Raw genomic sequence first — 18,115 nt, forward strand, 5'->3', positions numbered from 1 at the left:
CCTTATTCGTTGCCCAGTACGATGACCGAGTTGTGGGCGGCGTAGCCGCCGAGGTTCTGCGATACCGCGATGCGCGCGTTCTTCACCTGGTTGTCGGATTCGCCGCGCAGCTGGCGGAACAGCTCGGTGATGTGCAGGATGCCGTCGCAGCCGGAGGCGTGGCCGCGGCCGATGTTGCCGCCGTCGGTGTTCAGCGGGGTTTCGCCGTCGATGGCGATGCCGCCCTCCAGCACGAAGTGGCCGGCCTGGCCGGGCTTGCAGATGCCCATCGACTCCATCTGGATCAGGCCGGCGCCCAAGAGGTCATAAACCTGGGCCACGTCGATGTCCTTGGCGCTGATGCCGGCTTTCTTGTAGGCGATCTCGGCGCAGGCGACGGAGTTGGCGGACAGCGCCATGCCGGTGTCGGTGGCGAGGCCGGGGTGGCGCAGCGTCGGATTGTGGTAGCGGGTGCCGAAGTAGTGCGACACGCCGGTGTAGGCGCAGCCTTTGATGAACACCGGCTTGTCGGTGTACTTGTGCGCCAGGTGCTCGGCCACCAGGATCGCGCAGCCGCTGGCCTCGCCCCAGGCCAGCATGGAGCCGTGCGCCTCGCTCTTTTTCAGCTCTTCCAGCGAGGGAATGGGCTGGCCGTAGCGGGTGGCGGTCGGCGTGTTGTGGGCGTAGACGCGCATCTGGCGGCCGAAGGCGGCCAGCACGTCGGCTTCGCGGCCGGCGTAGCCGTAGCGATGGAAGTATTCCGAGGTGGCCAGCGCGAAGGCGTCGGTGTGCGAGATGCCGAGGAAGTAGTCGTACTCGCACTCGGTGCTGGAACCGATGTATTCGGCGTAGTTGAAATGGTCGGTCATCTTCTCGAAACCGCCGCACAGCACGATGTCGTACTCGCCGGACGCGACCATCTGGTGGCCCATCTGGAACGATACCGAGCTGCTGGTGCAGTTCGAGCTGGTGATGAAGGTGGGGGCGGGGCTGACGCCCAGCGTGTCGGAAATGGTCGGACCCAGGCCGCCGTACTCCGAAATGCCCTCGCCGTGGTAGCCATAGGCCACGCCCTGGATTTCGCGGGCGTCCATGCCGGCGTTGGACAAGGCCTGGTAGGACGATTCGACGATCATTTCCTTGAAGGTTTGGCGGACCCGGCTGCTGCCCGGCTTGGGCGTGTAGGCCGCGGCCACGATGGCGACGCGTCGTGCGCTCATGATTATTCTCCTGTTGCTCGATCTCAGAGGTAGGCGGTCAGGGCGTAGTCCGGACGCAGGTACTTGAACTCGTACTTGATCGCGGTGCCGTAATCGATGTGGCGCTTGGCGGCCAGTTGCGCGGCCAGCGGCTTGGCGCGGCGCTGGTGTTCGACGATTTCGTCGGTCACCGTCAGCGCCACGGCGTCGCTGCCTGCGCCGAAGCCGTAGGAGGCGAGCAGGATGCGTTGGCCGGGCTGGGCCTGGTCCAGCACCTGGATCAGGCCCAGCAGCGGGCTTGCCGATCCGGTATCGCCGACGCTGCCGGCGAACAGCGCCGCTTCCACCTGCTCGGCGGCGAAGCCCAGCTGGCGGCCCAGCGAGCGCGGCGTCGATGCCACGTTTTGCTGGAACACCGCGTAATCGAAGTCCGACGGCGAAGCCTTCAATTTGTCCAGCAGGCCGCGCACCGCGCGGCGGGTCTGCTCTTCCAGGCCGATGCCGTTCTTGTCCGAGCCCAGGCCCATGCCGGAGCGGATGTAGCGCTCGCCTTGCGGGCGGATGTTGTCGGCGACGTCGGCGGCGCAGGAGAAGGTGGCGTCGATCTCGGCGATGACCTTGCCGCTGCCCAGCACCAGCGCGGCGGCGCCGGCGCCGGCGTAGGACTCGGTCAGATCGCCCGGCGCGGTGTGGCGGCCGATGGCGTCGGCTGCGACGATCAACGCGTGCTCCGCCATGCCGGCGGCGACCAGCGCCTGCCCGATCTGCAGCGCGGAGGTGCCGGATTTGCCGGCGAACTGGATGTCGGCGCAGTACAGGTCATAGCCTTGGCCCAGCATTTCCAGGATCACGGCGGCGGAGGCGCGGGATTCGTACGGGTTGGTGCAGGTGCCCAGGTACAGCGCGTCCAGCCTGGGATGTCCGCCGTGCTCCAGCGCGCGCTGCGCGGCCAGCACGCCCAGCGTGATCACGTCCTCGTCGGGTTGCAGCACCGCGCGCTCGCTGACCCCCAGATGGTCGCGCACCAGCGCGGCCTCGGTGTTTTTCCAGACGTCCACGACGTCTTCTATCTTGAGCCGGCAAACCGGGACGGCGCTGCCATAGCTCACTATGCCTGCCTTCTTCATGGCGCTTCCTTTTCGCTAAACGGGTTGTGCGTGGGCGGCGTGGCCTGCTTCCGCGCCTAAGCTTCCGGCACGATGGAATGGGCATGCCGCTAAAAAATACGAAACGTACCGTTTCCTTTTTTTAGTTAGCATGCCGATGGCATTTTGTGTCAATGGTAAATTTCGTGAACTTATAATTTCAGCCGAACAGCAATTATCTTTTTCACGTTTGAAATAAATGAGTTGAAACTTTATGAGGGTTGAAGATTTGAATTATTCGATGCCGGACGGCAGATGTGAGCGCGGCGTGAATGTCTGTTCTAGTCTGGTTTGTCTTGATGATTAATCAATCTAGACTAAGCAAAGTGGGATTTTTTTGCCGCGCAATTGATGAAAAGTGGACAGTTTTTGCTTGGGTTGGAAATTTTTGTTGTCGCTTGTATGGTTTTGTTGTTCGAGGGCAAGGTTTTTTGATTGGGAATCTTGTTGGGTGATGGAGGTCAGGTTGGGCCGTCGGATGGAGTTGAGTTTGTTTGTTTTGATATTGTTTTAATATGAATTTTATTTTTGAATTAATTTTCAACCTGCGGGATTTGCCGATTCATTGTTGTTTTTTTGCGAAGAAGAGGCGGGAGGCGGCGGCGATGGGTGTTGCGGCCGGGTGGTTCGGTGATATGTTGCCGCTCACGATATTTTTGATCTCGGCGCAGTCGCCTCGCGCGCAGGTGCCGATTCCTTTCCTTGTATTGCCAAGGCCGGGATGTCGGCGCGGTAGGCGCTCATGGTCCGCAGGTGCCGTCATTTCATTGTGTGCGCGTTCTTGATAATAAAACGAAACGTTTCGTTTTTCTTTCGATTAAGAAGCCGCCCAGGCCGTCTTGCTATCATGCCCGCGCAGCTTTCCATGCCGCGCCGAGATCTGCCGGAGAGGCGCGCCAGAGCGCCGGCGGCACTTCATCATGAATAGAATAGGAGGATGGCTTTCCATGTCGCAGAACACCATCAGAAGCTCGACCGGGGCGGCGCGCAATCCGCAGACGCATCAGGCGATCCTGGCTTCGACGATAGAAATCCTCAAGGAAGTCGGCTACTGCGGCATCAGCATCGAGTCGGTGGCGCGGCGCGCGGGCGCCAGCAAGCCCACCATCTATCGCTGGTGGCCGAACAAGGCGGCGCTGATCGCCGAGGTATATGAAAGCGAAAGCGGGCAGGTGAGGCAGTTTCCGGAATGCGGCTCGCTGAAGGAGGATCTGTCTTTTCTGTTGCACAATCTGTGGCGGGTATGGCGATCTTCGATCTGCGGCGAGGCGTTCCGCAGCGTGATCGCCGAGGCGCAGCTGGACCCGCAGACCTTGCTGCAGATGAAGAACGAATTCATGGGCCGCCGGCGAGAGCTGCCGCGCCAGCTGCTGGAAAGCGCGGCGCGTCGCGGCGAGCTGGCGGCGGACGCCGACCTGGAGCTGTTGCTGGACATGATATTCGGCTTCTGTTGGTATCGGCTGTTGACCGATCAACTGGATGCCGAGCGCGACATCGACGCCTTCATCGGCATGCTGCTGTCCGGCGCCGCCGCGCGCTGACGGGCCGGGTCTTTCAGTCCGCAGGCTGGCGCAGCTCCTGCTCCACCAGCCGGTAGCCGACGCCGGTCTCGGTGACGATGTGGCGCGGCATCGCCGGATTGTCTTCCAGTTTTTGCCGCAGATGCCCCATGTAGACGCGCAGATATTGGTTGTGCTCGGAGAACGACGGCCCCCATACCGCCAGCAGCAGCTCGCGGTGGGTGATGACCTTGCCGGCGTTGCGGATCAGCGTGGACAGCAGCCGATATTCGATGGGCGTCAGATGCACCGGCGTTTCGCCCTTGTGCACCAGGCGGTTCACCAGATCCACCTTGATGTCGCCGAACTGGAAAGTTTGCTGCGCCGCCGCGCTGCCATGGATGCGTCGGCGCAGCAGCACACGGATTCGAGCCAGGCATTCGGCGACGCCGAAGGGCTTGGTCAGGTAATCGTCGGCGCCGGCGTCCAGCGCCGCCACTTTCTCGGTCTCCTGAGTGCGGGCCGACAGCACCAGGATGGGGATGTCGCTCCACTCGCGCAGGCTCTTGATCACGTCTATGCCGTTCATGTCCGGCAAGCCCAGGTCCAGAATGACCAGATCGGGCTTGCGGGTCGCCGCCTCTATCTGTCCCTGCTTGCCGGTCTCGGCCTCGAAGACGGTAAGATTCTCCTCTTCCAGCGCCGCCGACAGGAAGCGGCGGATCGGCTTTTCGTCTTCGATGATCACTACGGAAATGGGTGGGTCGTTCATGTCTTGTCGCTCTTGTGGTTTCAGGCATCGTCCGGCGGCAGCGCGGGGGGCGAGCCGGCCGGCAGCGTGAAGGAGAAGCGGGCGCCGTGCGGACGGGCATTGCCGGCTTCTATCGTTCCGCCGTGGTTTTCAATGATGGCGCGGCAGATGGCCAGGCCCAGGCCGACGCCGGGCGTGGTGGATTCCGGCGCGCCGCGCGTGAATTTGTCGAAGGCGCGGTGCTCCATGCTGGCGGGCAGGCCCGGACCGTCGTCGGTGACGGTGATGCGCACCTTGTCGCCGTCGTGGCGGGCGGCCAGTTCGATGCGCGAGCCGGCCGGCGTGTACTTGCCGGCGTTCTCCAGCAGGTTGACCAGCACGCGCTCGATCAGCACCGCGTCGTATTCCAGCACCGGCAGGTCGCGGCTGAGATCCAGCTCCAGCTTGTGGTGGCGCAGGCTGCGCTCGCAGGCGCGCACGGCGCTGCCGACGACTTCGTCCAGCAGCTGCCATTCCTTGTTCAGCTTGACGCCGGACTGCAGCTTGGCCATGTCCAGCAGATTGGTCACCAGCTTGGTCATGCGCAGCGCCTCGTCCTGGATGGATTGGGCGATTTCGGCTTGCTGGCCCGGCGGCAGGGCGGGGGCGTTCAGCATATTGGCCATGCCCAGCATATTGGTCAGCGGCGTGCGCAGGTCGTGGGACACCACCGACAGCACGCTGTTGCGCAGCCGCTCCGACTCCATCGCCACGATGGCGTCCTGGGCCACTTCCACGTAATGCACCCGCTCCAGCGCCAGCGCGATCTGGGCGGCGCACGTCTCCAGCAGCCGCTGTTGCTCCGGCAGGAAGGGGTGGACGGTTTCCTCCGGCAACAGCGCGATGACGCCGCGCACCCGCATCGGCGCTTTCAGCGGCACATAGAGCGCGGCGTTGGACGGCAGCGTGTTGGTGCCGAGGCCGGCCGGCTGTTGGTTGTCGAACACCCACTGCGCGACGCCGGCGTCGGCGTCGTTGCCGCTGTCGGTGGCGGCGCGCAGGCGGTCCTCGCTGTCGGGAATGAACAGCATCACCTTGGCGCGGAACAGCGGCTCCAGCCGGCCGACCGCGGTTTCGATGATTTGCGAGGCGGTCAGCGCGCCGGCCAGTTCGCGGCCCAGGTCGTACAGCGCGCGGGTGCGGCGCTCGCGGTAGGTGGCGATGGTGGCTTCGAAGCGGAAGCGGGCGGTCAGCTGGCTGATGATCAGCGCCACCACCAGCATCACGATGAAGGTCAGCAGGTACTGGGTGTCGGACACCGCGAACGACAGCTGCGGCGGCACGAAGAAGAAATCGAACGCCGCCACCGACAGGAAGGACGCCAGCACGCCGGGGCCGCGGCCGTAGCGGGTGGCGATCAGCACCACCGCCAGCAGGTGCACCATGATCACGTTGGAGAGCGCGAAGTAGGGCACCAGCAGGTGGTTGAGCTCGGTGGTGGCGAAGCAGATGGCGGCGGCGGCCAGGTAGCCGCGCGCGGCGTTGCCGGACTCGCTGTCACTGAACAGCAGGCTGGGCACGCGCTTGCCGCGTTTGTCCGCGTCTTCCTCCAGCTCATGCGCCACCACGTAGACGTCGACATCGCCGGACAGGCGGCTTAGCTCGGCGACCAGCGAGCCTTCCCACCGCCGGGCGATCCAGCCGCGGTTGGATTTGCCCACCACCAGCTTGGATACGTTGCGGGTGCGGGCGTAGGCCAGCAAGGTGGCGGCCAGCGAACTGCCGCCCAGCACCGTGGTTTCGGCGCCCAGCTCCTGCGCCAGCCTCAGCCCCTTCAAGATCCGCGCGCGCTGCTCTTCCGGCAGCCGCTGCAGCTTGGGCGTCTCCACGTAGACGGCGATCCAGTCGGCATCCAGGTTGGCGGCCAGCCGTTTGGCGCTGCGCACCAGCTTTTCCGTGCCCGGGCCGGGGCCGACGCAGACCAGCAGCCGCTCGCGCGCGTGCCAGACCGGTTTGATCGACTGGTCGGCGCGGTAGGCGCGCATCTGCGCGTCGACGCGGTCGGCGGTGCGGCGCAGGGCCAGCTCGCGCAGCGCCAGCAAATTGCCCTTGCGGAAGAAATTCTTGACCGCGCGCTCGGCCTGCTGCGGCAGATAGACCTTGCCGGCGGCCAGGCGGGACAGCAGCTCGTCCGGCGGCAGGTCCACCAGAGAGACTTCATCGGCCATGTCGAACACATGGTCGGGCAGCGTTTCCCTGACGATGATGCCGGTGATCTGGCCGACCACATCGTTAAGGCTCTCCAAATGCTGCACATTGAGAGTGGTGTAGACGTCGATGCCGGCGGCGAGCAGCTCTTCCACGTCCTGCCAGCGCTTGGGGTGGCGCGAGCCGGGGGCGTTGGAGTGGGCGAACTCGTCGATCAGGATCAGTTGCGGATTGATGGCCAGCGCCGCGTCGATGTCGAATTCCGACAGCGCGCGGCCCTTGTACTCGATCCGGCTGGGCGGCAGCACTTCCAGGCCGTCCAGCTGGGCCGCGGTTTCCTTGCGGCCATGGGTTTCCACCACGCCGACCAGCACCTTGACCCCTTCCTGTTGCTTGACCCGCGCGGCGGCCAGCATGGCGAAGGTCTTGCCGACGCCGGCGCAGGCGCCGAAGAAAATCTTCAGGCGTCCGCGATGCGCCTCCAGCTCTTCGCGCTTCAGTTCATCCAGCAGGGCATCCGGGTCGGGGCGCTGATCGGTCATGCGGGTTTAAGCCTTCTTGGAGAGTTCGTCCAGCGCCAGATTCAGCTCCAGCACGTTGATGCGCGGCTCGCCCAGCAAGCCGAAGGTTTCGCCGACGATGCGGCTGTCGACCAGCTTGCGCACCGCGTCTGCCGGCAGTTTACGCGCGGCCGCGACGCGGTCAATCTGGTAATAGGCGGAGGCCACCGAGATTTCCGGGTCCAGGCCGCTGGCGGACGCGGTCACCAAGTCCACCGGCACCGGGCCGGTCTGGGTCGGGTGCGCCTTGCGGATGGCTTCCACATTGCCTTTCACCGCGGCCAGCTGCGCCGGATTGGTCGGCCCCAGGTTGGAGCCGCCGGAGTTGCCGGCGTTGTAGGGCATCGGGCTGGTGGCCGACGGGCGGCCCCAGAAGTATTGCTCGCCGGCGAAATTCTGGCCGATCAGGCGCGAGCCCACCACCTTGCCGTCTTTCTCGATCAGGCTGCCGTTGGCCTGGGCCGGGAACGCCGCCTGGGCGATGCCGGTGGTGACGAGCGGGTAGGCGAGGCCGGTGATCAGCGACAGGCCGCCGAATACCACCAGCAGGGGACGAATGACTTTCATGATAATCCTTTCCATTCTGTTGGCGCGGAGCGCGCCGCGTCGCCGGGCTCCCGGCATGCCGGGAACCGCGGCCGCCGCTTACACCAGGCCCATCGCGCCCAGCAGCATGTCGATCAGCTTGATGCCGGCGAAGGGCACCAGCAGGCCGCCCAGGCCGTAGACCAGCAGGTTGCCGCGCAGCAGTTCGGCCGCGCTTCGGGCGTGGTATTTCACGCCCTTCAGCGCCAGCGGAATCAGCGCCACGATGATGACGGCGTTGAAGATCACCGCCGACATGATGGCCGAGGCCGGGCTGTTCAGACCCATCACGTTCAGCGCGTTCAGCTGCGGATAGGTGCTGGCGAACGCCGCCGGGATGATGGCGAAGTACTTGGCCACGTCGTTGGCGATGGAGAAGGTGGTCAGCGAGCCCCGCGTCATCAGCATCTGCTTGCCGATTTCGACGATCTCGATCAGCTTGGTGGGATTGGAGTCCAGATCCACCATGTTGCCGGCTTCCTTGGCCGCCTGGGTGCCGGTGTTCATCGCCACCGCCACGTCGGCCTGGGCCAGCGCCGGGGCGTCGTTGGTGCCGTCGCCGGTCATCGCCACCAGCTTGCCTTCGGCCTGATGGCTGCGGATCAGCTTGAGCTTGGCTTCCGGCGTGGCCTCGGCCAGGTAGTCGTCCACGCCGGCCTCGGCGGCGATGGCGGCGGCGGTCAGCGGGTTGTCGCCGGTGATCATCACCGTCTTGATGCCCATCTGGCGCAGCTCGGCGAAGCGTTCCTTGATGCCGCCCTTGACGATGTCCTTCAGCTCGATCACGCCCAGCGCGCGGTCGCCTTCGGCCACCAGCAGCGGGGTGGAGCCGCGGCGGGCCACTTCCTCTGCGCTTTTCGCCAGCGCGTCCGGGAACTGTCCGCCTTGTTCCGCGATGTGGCGGCGGATGGCGTCGATGGCGCCCTTGCGGATCTGGCGGCCGTCGTAGTCGATGCCGGACATCCGGGTTTGCGCGGTGAACGGGATGAACACGGCTTCATGGCTGGCCAGCTGGCGTTCGCGCAGGTTGAACTTCTGCTTGGCCAGCACCACCACGCTGCGGCCTTCCGGCGTTTCGTCGGCCAAGGACGCCAGCTGGGCGGCGTCGGCCAGGTCTTTCTCCGATACGCCCGGCGCCGGAATGAAGGTCGACGCCTGGCGGTTGCCCAGCGTGATGGTGCCGGTCTTGTCCAGCAGCAGCACGTCCACGTCGCCGGCGGCTTCCACCGCGCGGCCGGAGGTGGCGATCACGTTGGAGCCCATCATGCGGCTCATGCCGGCCACGCCGATGGCGGACAGCAGGCCGCCGATGGTGGTCGGAATCAGGCAGACCAGCAGCGCCACCAGGGTGGTGATGCTGATCGGCGTGCCGGCCTTGGCCGCGTCCACGCTGAACAGCGAAAACGGCAGCAGCGTCACGGTGACGATCAGGAACACGATGGTCAGCGCCACCAGCAGGATGGTCAGCGCGATCTCGTTCGGCGTCTTCTGGCGCTTGGCGCCTTCCACCATCGCGATCATGCGGTCGAGGAAGGTTTCGCCCGGGTTGGCGGTGATCTTCACCACGATCCAGTCGGACAGCACGCGGGTGCCGCCGGTGACCGAGGAGAAGTCGCCGCCGGACTCGCGGATCACCGGCGCCGATTCGCCGGTGATGGCCGATTCGTCCACCGAGGCCACGCCTTCGATCACGTCGCCGTCCACCGGGATCACGTCGCCGGCTTCCACCAGCACGTAGTCGCCCTTGCGCAGGCTGGCGCCGTCGACGATGCTCTTGGCCGCGCCGTGATTGCCGCCGGCCAGCTTCTTGGCCACCACGTTCTTCTTGGCGGAGCGCAGGCTGGCGGCCTGGGCCTTGCTGCGGCCCTCGGCCAGCGCCTCGGCGAAGTTGGCGAACAGCACGGTGAACCACAGCCACAACGCGATGCCCAGAATGAAGCCGGACGGGGCTTCGCCCTGGCCGCCCAGCGACTGTATCCACAGGCCAGTGGTCAGGATGCTGCCCGCGTACACCACGAACATCACCGGGTTGCGCCATTGGGTGCGCGGCGACAGTTTCTTGAACGAGTCGGCGATGGCCGGCTTCACCAGCGCCGGGTCGAACATCGACTTGCTCGCACTCTTGTGGCTGGCGGCGGGGGAGGCCGCCAGCGGTTTGGAATGATTCTTGTCGTTCATATCGAGTTTCCTTGACTGACGGGCGCTTAGCGGGCGGCGATCATCTGCAGATGTTCAACCACCGGACCCAGTGCCAGGGCCGGAACATAGTTCAACGCGCCAACCAGCAGCACGGTGCCGATCAGCAATACCACGAACAGCGGGCCATGGGTCGGCAGGGTGCCGCCGGTGACGGCCAGGCGCTTCTTGGCGGCCAGCGAGCCGGCGATCGCCAGGATGGGCACGATCATGAAGAAGCGGCCGAAGAACATCGCGATGCCGGTCATGATGTTGTAGAACGGCGTGTTGGCGGACAGGCCGGCGAAGGCGCTGCCGTTGTTGTTGGCGGCCGAGGTGAACGCGTACAGGATCTCGCTGAAGCCGTGCGCGGCCGGATTGGCGATGCCGGCTTTGCCCGCCGCCAGACTGACGGCGATCGCGGTCAGCGCCAGCACCAGGGTCGGCGTCACCAGGATGGTGATCGCGGTCATCTTCATCTCGTAGGTTTCGATCTTCTTGCCCAGGTATTCCGGCGTGCGGCCCACCATCAGGCCGGCGATGAACACCGCCAGGATCGCGAAGATCAGCATGCCGTACAGGCCGGAGCCGACACCGCCGAACACGACTTCGCCCAGCTGCATCAGGAACATCGGCACCAGGCCGCCGACGGGCGTCAGCGAATCGTGCATCGCGTTGACCGCGCCGCAGGAGGCGGAGGTGGTCACGGCGACGAACAGCGAAGTGTCGATGATGCCGAAGCGGGCTTCCTTGCCTTCCATATTGCCGCCGGATTGCAGCTGGCTGGCGCGCTGGTCTATGCCCAGCGAGCTGTATTGCGGCACGCCGGCTTGCTCGGCGCTGGTTTCCACCACTACCGCGGTGGCGAACATGATGGTCATCGCGGCGAGGATGGCCCAGCCCTGGCGGCGATCGCCGACCATGCGGCCGAACAGGAAGCACAGCGCGGCCGGGATCAGGAAGATCGCGATGTCCTGCAGGAAGTTGGCCAGCGGGGTCGGATTTTCATACGGGTGGGCGGAGTTGGCGTTGAAGAAGCCGCCGCCGTTGGTGCCCAGCATCTTGATCGCTTCCTGCGAGGCCACCGGGCCCATCGGCAGCGTCTGCGTCTGGCTGGTCTTGTCCTCCATCACCGGCTTGCCGTCCTTGCCCAGCACCGGGTTGCCCTTGGCGTCCTGCTTGGGCTGCTGGTATTTGACGGTTTCGACGGTATGGACGTCCTTGTAGGCGGACAGGTTCTGGATGGCGCCCTGCTGGGTGAAAACCAGCGCGAACACCAGCGACAGCGGCAGCAGCACGTACAGCGTCATCCGGGTGACATCCACCCAGAAGTTGCCGATCTTGGCGCTGCTGTGGCGGGCGAAGCCGCGGATCAGCGCGATCACCACGGCGGCGCCGGTGGCGGCGGACACGAAGTTCTGCACCGTCAGGCCCAGCATCTGGGTCAGGTAGCTCATCGTGGTTTCGCCGCCATAGCCTTGCCAGTTGGTGTTGGTGACGAAGGAGATGGCGGTGTTGAACGAGGAGTCCGGCGATACCGCGGCCATCGCCTGCGGATTGAACGGCAGCATGCCTTGCAGCCGTTGCAGCGCGTAGACGGCGGCCACGCCCAGCACGTTGAACAGGATCAGCGCCACCGCGTAGCCGCGCCAGCCCATCTCCTCATCCTGCTTGATGCCGGCCAGGCGGTAGAAGGCGCGCTCAAGCGGAGCGAAGAAGCGGACCGGCCCGACATTTTCCCCCTGCATGACGCGCGTCATGTAAGCGCCCAGCGGCCAAGCCAGCGCGATCAGCACAACCAGGAACAAGCCCAGTTGCAGCATGGCGGGTGTGCTCATGATTAGAAATTCTCCGGTTTGACCAATGCGTAGATCAGGTAGACAAACAGTCCCAGCGCCAGCAAGGCGCTGATCAAGTACCAGGCAGTCATTGCTTGCCTCCCAAACGGTCGCAGGCTGCGATCAAGAGCCAAGTCAGCGCGCCGAACAGCGCGATGAGGCCCAGGTAGAGCAGATCCATAATGAAAATCTCCATGCGTAATGTGCGATGTGGAAGGTAATCAAACCGGCGTCAAAAACCTGACAAAAGAGCGCTGGGCGACATAAAGAAACTATAAAAATTATCTCAATTGACAATTTTTTGATCGATTAATTAGCGGTTTGGCTATTTTTTTGATTTTCTTTAGCTGGAGAGCCGGGATGTCTGCGAGTTTGGAGGCTTTGTCCGTCGGGCATCAACGGGCCGTTAGGGCGGGAGAGAGGGATGTAAAGAAAAACAGGAGGCGCTCAGCCTTGGGCGGGGAAGGCTGTAGGGGCCACAGCGGCCCCGGGCGGAGGGGTTCAGAACAGATCGTCGCAGCGATCGGCGAGGAAGCGGGCGTCATCGCGGTCGTGCGCGCGCTGGCGGACCTTCTGCTGGCGGGATCGTTCCTCGTCGCTCAGCTGGGGCTTGGCTACTGCGTAGAGAAAGCTTTCATGTTGGTCACGGGCTTGTTTTCTGCGAACGCTCAGGGGGATACGAGAAATCATCCTGCACCTTTCGATCTCGAAACGTGGGCTTCTCAGGGGGCCTGGCGGCTGGCGTGCTGTTGGGTGTCGCAAGCGGTCAGGCTGCGCCCTGACAGTATCAAGTTGACGCGATTTGCCTGGTTTGTAAAGCACTTGGGTGTAAATCGGGAAGGGGCTGTGGCGTTCCTTGTCGTTTTGTTCATATCGAAACATAGTCGAGCCGTGTTACGCCGGCTTGACGTTGCGGTGAAACCTGCATGGAGGCATGGGTTAGTTTTCTTGATCATAAAGTTGTAGCTAATTGGTCTAAATTGTTATAAGCAAAGCGCGTAGGATCAACGACATCTTGCAGCATGAATGGGGGCTCCCATGGATTTGGGATATACGATGGCGGGTCTGGCCGTCGGTTTCATCGTCGGCTTGACCGGCGTGGGCGGCGGCTCGCTGATGACGCCCATCCTGCTGTGGTTCGGCATTTCGCCGGCGACCGCCGTCGGCACCGACCTGCTGTACGCCGCGGTGACCAAGGCCGGCGGCGTGGCGGTCCACCACAAGCAGCGCCACATCGATTGGCGCATCACCTGGCACCTGTCGCTGGGCAGCGTGCCGGCCGCCCTGCTGACGCTTGGCCTGCTGTCCTGGCTGCACGTGCCGGCCCAGGTGATGGACGCGCTGTTCCGCTTCGTGCTGGGGCTGGCGTTGCTGCTGACGGCTTTCGCCATTCTGTTCAAACCCTGGCTGCTGAAGATCGGCGGCCATCATGCCGCCAAGCTGGGCGCCGATGGCCGCTGGTGGCCGACGGCGCTGGTGGGCGTGATGCTGGGCGTGCTGGTGACGCTGAGCTCGATCGGCGCCGGGGCGCTGGGCACCTTGGCGCTGTTCATGCTGTACCCGGCCCTGCCCACCTCGCGGCTGGTCGGCACCGAAATCGCCCATGCGGTGCCGCTGACGCTAGTCGCCGGCCTGGGCCATGCCGGCATGGGCCATTTGGATTGGGTGCTGCTGCTGAAGCTGCTCAGCGGCTCCCTGCCGGGCATCTGGCTGGGCAGCCGCTTGGCCGGCCGACTGTCGGACCACTGGCTGCGGCCAGCGCTGGCGGTGATGTTGGCGTTGGCGGGCGGCAAGCTGGTGCTGTAATTTTTTGCGCCGCTGACAAAAGCCCCTATCCTGCGTTGAGCCTCCTTGTCGTGCCATGCGTACTGTCTGCGTCGGCGCGCCTTGGCTAGGGGCTTTTGTCAGCGGCGCTGGCGTTTGACGAAGCTCGATTCTGCGTCGACCTTCCTTTGCCGCTTGCTGCCTATGGATGGCTGTAACCCTTCAGCAGCGCGGCGTAGCGGCCATCCTGCTTGATCTTGTCAAGCGCCGCCTGCAGCCGGGCGGCGTATTCCGGCTTGCTGTCTTTCTGCAGCGCGAAATAGAAGCGGGTGCGGTCGTCCAGAACCAGCACCGGCTCCAGCCGTTCCGGATTTTGCCCCTGCTGGCGCGCGGCGTAGCGCTGGAACAGGCCGACGCCGGCGCTGAACTGGACGCGGCGCGCGTACAGCAGTTTGGCCGATTGGGCCTCATCGTTGGTCAGCACCAGATTGTCGTTGGCGGCGAGGCCCTTTTCCTCCAGTATCTTCTCTCCCGGGGTGTCGCGCGCCACCGCGATCTTGGCCCGCCGGATCTCGTCCGGCGATGGCGGCGGCGCATGCGGTCCGGCCAGCCGGAATACCTCGATCGGCAGCGGCAGCGCCGGGCCTATCCATTTGAACCACGCTTCGCGTTCCGGCGTTCTGACCGTCAGATAGAGCAGGGTATTGGGCGTTTGCTGCGCCTCCCTCAGTGCCCGGCTCCATGGCTTGACTTCAATCACGGCGCGCAAGCCGCTCTCGCGCAGCATCATCCGCAGCAATTCGTTGGAAAAGCCTTTGTGTTCGCCTCCCTCCTCATAGCTGAGAGGGGGCAGGGACTCGGTCAGGGCGAACAGTTCGGGAGGCGGCGCTTCCGCGCGGGCGGGCAGGGCCAGGAATTGGCAGAGCAGGGCGATGAGGGCGACGCGCATGGATGTCTCCGGTGCGGCAGCATGTTTTCATTTCCCACTATAAGCGCGACGGACAAAAAAAGAGCCCCGGGGGTACCGGGGCATCGAAGCAAACAACAAAGGAGAAGCCATAAGAAGCATGGTTATATTAGTAATTTATGATTTCTCGTGCTTTGACTTGAAACAAACTCACAGATTTTGTTGGTTTGAATTGTTCCGGCTATTACAAGACGCTCAGGCTGCCGCCAGCGTCTTGCTCAGTTCGATGCGCTCGTCGTCGATGCCGGCCGGGTAGGGCTGGATCGCGCTCTGGCTGTAGCCCAGCCGCTGGTAGAAGCGCAGGTTGTCGGGCAGGCGGCGGCGGGTGGACAGTTTCAGCCTTTGCACGCCCTGCAGGCTGAGCTGCCGTTCCGCATGGCTCATCAGCGCCGATCCCAGGCCGTGGCCTTGCCAATCCGGATGGGTGCAGACGCGCTTGACTTCCGCGCAGCCATCGTCGGGCGGCAGCACCAGCAGGCAGGAGAGCGGCTGTCCTCCGCGCTCGGCGACGAAGATCTGGCTGCCGCTGGCCAGGTGTCCGGTCAGGCTGCCTATGGTTTCGTCCAATGCGGTGGGGCGGCTGGGCAATATCTCTTGCAAGGGGGTGAAGGCTTGCTGCAACAACAGGCGGATGGCGGGGAGGTCGTCCCAGCCGGCGAGGCGGAATGCGGTATCGCTCATGGCGTGCTCCTGAGGATGGGCCGCCGTCGAGTGTAACCAGAAATTATGAACATATGAAAAACGGCCACATGGAATCCATGCGGCCGTTTGTTCTGCGCAACAGCGGCGGTTTACAGCTTGCCCGCCACCCAGGCTTGCACGCCTTTCAGCGCGGCGTCCAGGTTTTCCGGCTGGGTGCCGCCGGCCTGGGCCATGTCCGGACGGCCGCCGCCCTTGCCGCCCACTTGCTGGGCGACGAAGTTGACCAGTTCGCCGGCTTTCAGCTTGCCGGTCAGGTCGGCGGTGACGCCCGCCACCAGCGCCACCTTGCCGTCGCCCTTGGCGGCCAGCACGATGGCGGCGGAACCCAGCTTGTCCTTCAGCTTGTCCAGCGTTTCGCGCAGCGCGGTGTTGTCGGCGCCCGGCAGTTCGGCAGCCAGCACCTTGACGCCGTTCACGTCGGCGGCGGCGTCGGACAGGCTGTCGCCGGCGGAGGCGGCCAGCTGGCCCTTCAGCTTGGCCAGCTCTTTCTCCAGCGCCTTCACGTTGTCCTGCAGCGCGCCGATCTTGGCGACCACCTCGTCGCTGGTCTGCGCCTTCAGCGCGCCGGCGGCTTCCTTGATCAGCGCGTCCTGGGCCTGGATGTAGGCCAGCGCGCCTTCGCCGGTGACAGCCTCGATCCGGCGCACGCCGGCGGCCACGCCGCTTTCGGCGACGATCTTGAACAGGCCGATGTCGCCGGTGCGCTTGACGTGGGTGCCGCCGCACAGTTCGGCGGAGAAGTCGCCCATGGTCAGCACGCGCACTTCATCGCCGTACTTCTCGCCGAACAGCATCATCGCGCCGGATTTCTGCGCGGCTTCCATGCTCATCAGCTCGGCCTTGACCTCGTAGTTGGCGGCGATCACATGGTTGACCACGCGCTCCAGCTCGGCGATCTGCGCGGCGGTGACGGCTTCGCCGTGGGCGAAGTCGAAGCGGGTGCGCTCCGGGTTGACCAGCGAGCCCTTCTGCGCCACGTGGGCGCCCAGCACATGGCGCAATGCCGCGTGCAGCAGGTGGGTGGCGGAGTGGTTGCGGGCGCTGGCCTGGCGCTGGTGCAGGTCGATGGTGGCGGTGACGGCGTCGCCCACCTTCAGCGCGCCGCGGGCCAGCTTGCCCTTGTGGCCGAAGGCCGCGCCCTGGATTTTCTGGGTGTCGGCCACGTCGAACAGCGCGGCGATGCCGCCGGCGGCGGAGATTTCGCCGACGTCGCCCACCTGGCCGCCGCCTTCGGCGTAGAAGGCGGTGTGGTCCAGCACCACGATGCCTTCGTCGCCGGCGGACAGGCTGTCGACCGGCTCGGTGCCCTTGTACAGCGCCAGCACCTTGGCGTCGACGCTGGACTTGTCATAGCCGTGGAAGCGGGTGTCGTCGCCGTTGTAGGCGATCTTGCCGCTCATCTTGAAGTTGGAGCCGGCGCGGCCGCGCTCGCGTTGCGCTTCCATCGCGCGCTCGAAGCCTTCCAGATCGGCGTGGATGCCGCGCTCGCGGCAGATGTCGGCGGTCAGGTCCACCGGGAAGCCGAAGGTGTCGTACAGCTTGAAGATGGTGTCGCCGTCCAGCGCCTTCTTGCCGCCTTCCAGCGCGGAGTCCACCAGGCCCATGCCGATTTCCAGCGTCTCGGCGAACTTGATTTCCTCGGCGCGCAGCGCGTCTTCGATATGCGCCTGCTTCTCGCGCAGGTCCGGATAGGCGTCGCCCATCTCGGCGACCAGGTCGGCGACGATCTTGTGGAAGAACAGACCCTTCTGGCCCAGCTTGTAGCCGTGGCGGATCGCGCGGCGGGCGATGCGGCGCAGCACATAGCCGCGGCCCTCGTTGGACGGCAGGATGCCGTCGGCCACCATGAAGGAGCAGGCGCGGATGTGGTCGGCGATCACTTTCAGCGACGGCACATCCTGGCTGTACGGCACGCCGGTTTCGCGGGCGGCGGCGCGCACCAGACAGGCCAGCGCGTCGGTCTCGTAGTTGGACTTCACGTGCTGCAGCACGGTGGACAGTCGCTCCAGGCCCATGCCGGTGTCGACCGATGGCTTGGGCAGCGGATGCAGCGTGCCGGCTTCGTCGCGGTTGAACTGCATGAAGACGTTGTTCCAGATCTCCATGAAGCGGTCGCCGTCCTCGTCCGGGCTGCCCGGAGGGCCGCCGGCGACGGACGGGCCGTGGTCGAAGAAGATCTCGGTGCACGGGCCGCATGGGCCGGTGTCGCCCATGGTCCAGAAGTTGTCGGACGCGTACGGCGCGCCCTTGTTGTCGCCGATGCGGACGATCTTGTCGGCCGGCACGCCGACGGTGTTGTGCCAGATGTCGTAGGCTTCGTCGTCGGACGCGTACACCGTGACCATCAGCTTTTCTTTAGGCAGGGCCAGCCATTGCTCGCCGGTGAGGAATTCCCAGGCGAAGGTGATGGCGTCGCGCTTGAAGTAGTCGCCGAAGCTGAAGTTGCCCAACATTTCGAAGAAGGTGTGGTGGCGCGCGGTGTAGCCGACGTTTTCCAGGTCGTTGTGCTTGCCGCCCGCGCGCAGGCATTTCTGGCTGGTGGTGGCGCGGGTGTAATCGCGTTTCTCGAAGCCCAGGAACACGTCCTTGAACTGCACCATGCCGGCGACGGTGAACATCAGCGTCGGGTCGTTGCCGGGGATCAGGCTGCTGGAGGGAACAACCTGGTGGCCTTTGGAGGCGAAGAAATCCAGGAATTTCTTGCGAATTTCAGAAGTTTTCATGATTTTCGGTCAATTTTCAAAATCTGGTCCGGGCGCCGTGC

The 18,115-nt window shown here is 64.6% G+C and carries 14 protein-coding genes; 2 read left to right on the top strand and 12 right to left on the bottom strand.

Going from position 1 to position 18,115, the window contains the following annotated elements:
* Positions 1–2: 2 nt before the first annotated feature.
* A complete protein-coding gene (locus ACY3GB_RS21660; protein ID WP_463090553.1) occupies positions 3–1,199 on the bottom strand; it encodes a thiolase family protein in 1,197 nt (398 codons plus the stop codon).
* Between the two features lie 23 nt (positions 1,200–1,222).
* The gene (locus tag ACY3GB_RS21665) at positions 1,223–2,305 is read right to left on the bottom strand and encodes a hydroxymethylglutaryl-CoA synthase (RefSeq protein ID WP_463090554.1); all 1,083 of its coding nucleotides are present in this window, start codon (positions 2,303–2,305) and stop codon (positions 1,223–1,225) included.
* A 965-nt stretch (positions 2,306–3,270) separates the two neighbouring features.
* Between ACY3GB_RS21665 and ACY3GB_RS21670 the strand changes: the two genes are divergently transcribed.
* Entirely contained in the window at positions 3,271–3,864 is a 594-nt protein-coding gene (locus ACY3GB_RS21670; RefSeq protein WP_463090555.1) for a TetR/AcrR family transcriptional regulator, read from the top strand.
* Positions 3,865–3,877: 13 nt separating this feature from the next.
* On the opposite strand, the gene kdpE is transcribed toward ACY3GB_RS21670, so the two are convergent.
* The 7 genes from kdpE to ACY3GB_RS21705 form a co-directional block, all read right to left on the bottom strand.
* Entirely contained in the window at positions 3,878–4,594 is a 717-nt protein-coding gene (gene kdpE / locus ACY3GB_RS21675; RefSeq protein ID WP_463090556.1) for a two-component system response regulator KdpE, read from the bottom strand.
* 20 nt (positions 4,595–4,614) lie between these two features.
* Positions 4,615–7,302 carry a DUF4118 domain-containing protein gene (locus ACY3GB_RS21680; protein ID WP_463090557.1) on the bottom strand — a complete coding sequence of 896 codons (2,688 nt, stop codon included), beginning with the start codon at positions 7,300–7,302 and terminating at the stop codon, positions 4,615–4,617.
* A 6-nt stretch (positions 7,303–7,308) separates the two neighbouring features.
* On the bottom strand, positions 7,309–7,887 hold the full coding sequence (gene kdpC, locus ACY3GB_RS21685) for a potassium-transporting ATPase subunit KdpC (protein WP_463090558.1): 579 nt from the start codon (positions 7,885–7,887) through the stop codon (positions 7,309–7,311).
* A 78-nt stretch (positions 7,888–7,965) separates the two neighbouring features.
* Positions 7,966–10,083, bottom strand: a complete 2,118-nt coding sequence (kdpB, locus tag ACY3GB_RS21690) for a potassium-transporting ATPase subunit KdpB (RefSeq protein ID WP_463090559.1) — start codon at positions 10,081–10,083, stop codon at positions 7,966–7,968.
* A gap of 26 nt (positions 10,084–10,109) precedes the next feature.
* Positions 10,110–11,918, bottom strand: a complete 1,809-nt coding sequence (gene kdpA, locus ACY3GB_RS21695; RefSeq protein ID WP_463090560.1) for a potassium-transporting ATPase subunit KdpA — start codon at positions 11,916–11,918, stop codon at positions 10,110–10,112.
* 2 nt (positions 11,919–11,920) lie between these two features.
* Complete coding sequence (gene kdpF, locus ACY3GB_RS21700) at positions 11,921–12,010, bottom strand: K(+)-transporting ATPase subunit F (protein WP_021476355.1); 90 nt, start codon at positions 12,008–12,010, stop codon at positions 11,921–11,923.
* A gap of 409 nt (positions 12,011–12,419) precedes the next feature.
* Positions 12,420–12,608 carry a hypothetical protein gene (locus ACY3GB_RS21705; protein ID WP_011135152.1) on the bottom strand — a complete coding sequence of 63 codons (189 nt, stop codon included), beginning with the start codon at positions 12,606–12,608 and terminating at the stop codon, positions 12,420–12,422.
* Between the two features lie 348 nt (positions 12,609–12,956).
* Here ACY3GB_RS21705 and ACY3GB_RS21710 point away from each other — a divergent pair, with 348 nt between their 5' ends.
* Positions 12,957–13,724, top strand: coding sequence for a sulfite exporter TauE/SafE family protein (locus ACY3GB_RS21710; protein ID WP_463090561.1), 768 nt, complete (start codon positions 12,957–12,959; stop codon positions 13,722–13,724).
* Between the two features lie 160 nt (positions 13,725–13,884).
* On the opposite strand, the gene ACY3GB_RS21715 is transcribed toward ACY3GB_RS21710, so the two are convergent.
* The 3 genes from ACY3GB_RS21715 to alaS all read right to left on the bottom strand — a co-directional run bounded on the left by ACY3GB_RS21715 (position 13,885) and on the right by alaS (position 18,074).
* Positions 13,885–14,631 (bottom strand): substrate-binding periplasmic protein, encoded by a 747-nt coding sequence (locus ACY3GB_RS21715; protein WP_463090562.1) that lies wholly within the window; start codon positions 14,629–14,631, stop codon positions 13,885–13,887.
* A gap of 213 nt (positions 14,632–14,844) precedes the next feature.
* Entirely contained in the window at positions 14,845–15,330 is a 486-nt protein-coding gene (locus ACY3GB_RS21720; RefSeq protein ID WP_463090563.1) for a GNAT family N-acetyltransferase, read from the bottom strand.
* Between the two features lie 110 nt (positions 15,331–15,440).
* Positions 15,441–18,074 carry an alanine--tRNA ligase gene (alaS, locus tag ACY3GB_RS21725; protein WP_463090564.1) on the bottom strand — a complete coding sequence of 878 codons (2,634 nt, stop codon included), beginning with the start codon at positions 18,072–18,074 and terminating at the stop codon, positions 15,441–15,443.
* Positions 18,075–18,115: the final 41 nt, after the last annotated feature.

Source organism: Chromobacterium sp. Ag138 (assembly GCF_055181315.1).

Excerpts from the sequence above, each read along its gene's own strand:
- ACY3GB_RS21720 (WP_463090563.1), bottom strand. The coding sequence starts at position 15,330 with ATGAGCGATACCGCATTCCGCCTCGCCGGCTGGGACGACCTCCCCGCC.
- ACY3GB_RS21660 (WP_463090553.1), bottom strand. The coding sequence starts at position 1,199 with ATGAGCGCACGACGCGTCGCCATCGTGGCCGCGGCCTACACGCCCAAG.
- kdpB (WP_463090559.1), bottom strand. The coding sequence starts at position 10,083 with ATGAACGACAAGAATCATTCCAAACCGCTGGCGGCCTCCCCCGCCGCC.
- alaS (WP_463090564.1), bottom strand. The coding sequence starts at position 18,074 with ATGAAAACTTCTGAAATTCGCAAGAAATTCCTGGATTTCTTCGCCTCC.
- ACY3GB_RS21710 (WP_463090561.1), top strand. The coding sequence starts at position 12,957 with ATGGATTTGGGATATACGATGGCGGGTCTGGCCGTCGGTTTCATCGTC.
- kdpE (WP_463090556.1), bottom strand. The coding sequence starts at position 4,594 with ATGAACGACCCACCCATTTCCGTAGTGATCATCGAAGACGAAAAGCCG.
- ACY3GB_RS21680 (WP_463090557.1), bottom strand. The coding sequence starts at position 7,302 with ATGACCGATCAGCGCCCCGACCCGGATGCCCTGCTGGATGAACTGAAG.
- kdpC (WP_463090558.1), bottom strand. The coding sequence starts at position 7,887 with ATGAAAGTCATTCGTCCCCTGCTGGTGGTATTCGGCGGCCTGTCGCTG.
- ACY3GB_RS21670 (WP_463090555.1), top strand. The coding sequence starts at position 3,271 with ATGTCGCAGAACACCATCAGAAGCTCGACCGGGGCGGCGCGCAATCCG.
- ACY3GB_RS21665 (WP_463090554.1), bottom strand. The coding sequence starts at position 2,305 with ATGAAGAAGGCAGGCATAGTGAGCTATGGCAGCGCCGTCCCGGTTTGC.
- ACY3GB_RS21705 (WP_011135152.1), bottom strand. The coding sequence starts at position 12,608 with ATGATTTCTCGTATCCCCCTGAGCGTTCGCAGAAAACAAGCCCGTGAC.
- kdpA (WP_463090560.1), bottom strand. The coding sequence starts at position 11,918 with ATGAGCACACCCGCCATGCTGCAACTGGGCTTGTTCCTGGTTGTGCTG.
- ACY3GB_RS21715 (WP_463090562.1), bottom strand. The coding sequence starts at position 14,631 with ATGCGCGTCGCCCTCATCGCCCTGCTCTGCCAATTCCTGGCCCTGCCC.
- kdpF (WP_021476355.1), bottom strand. The coding sequence starts at position 12,010 with ATGACTGCCTGGTACTTGATCAGCGCCTTGCTGGCGCTGGGACTGTTT.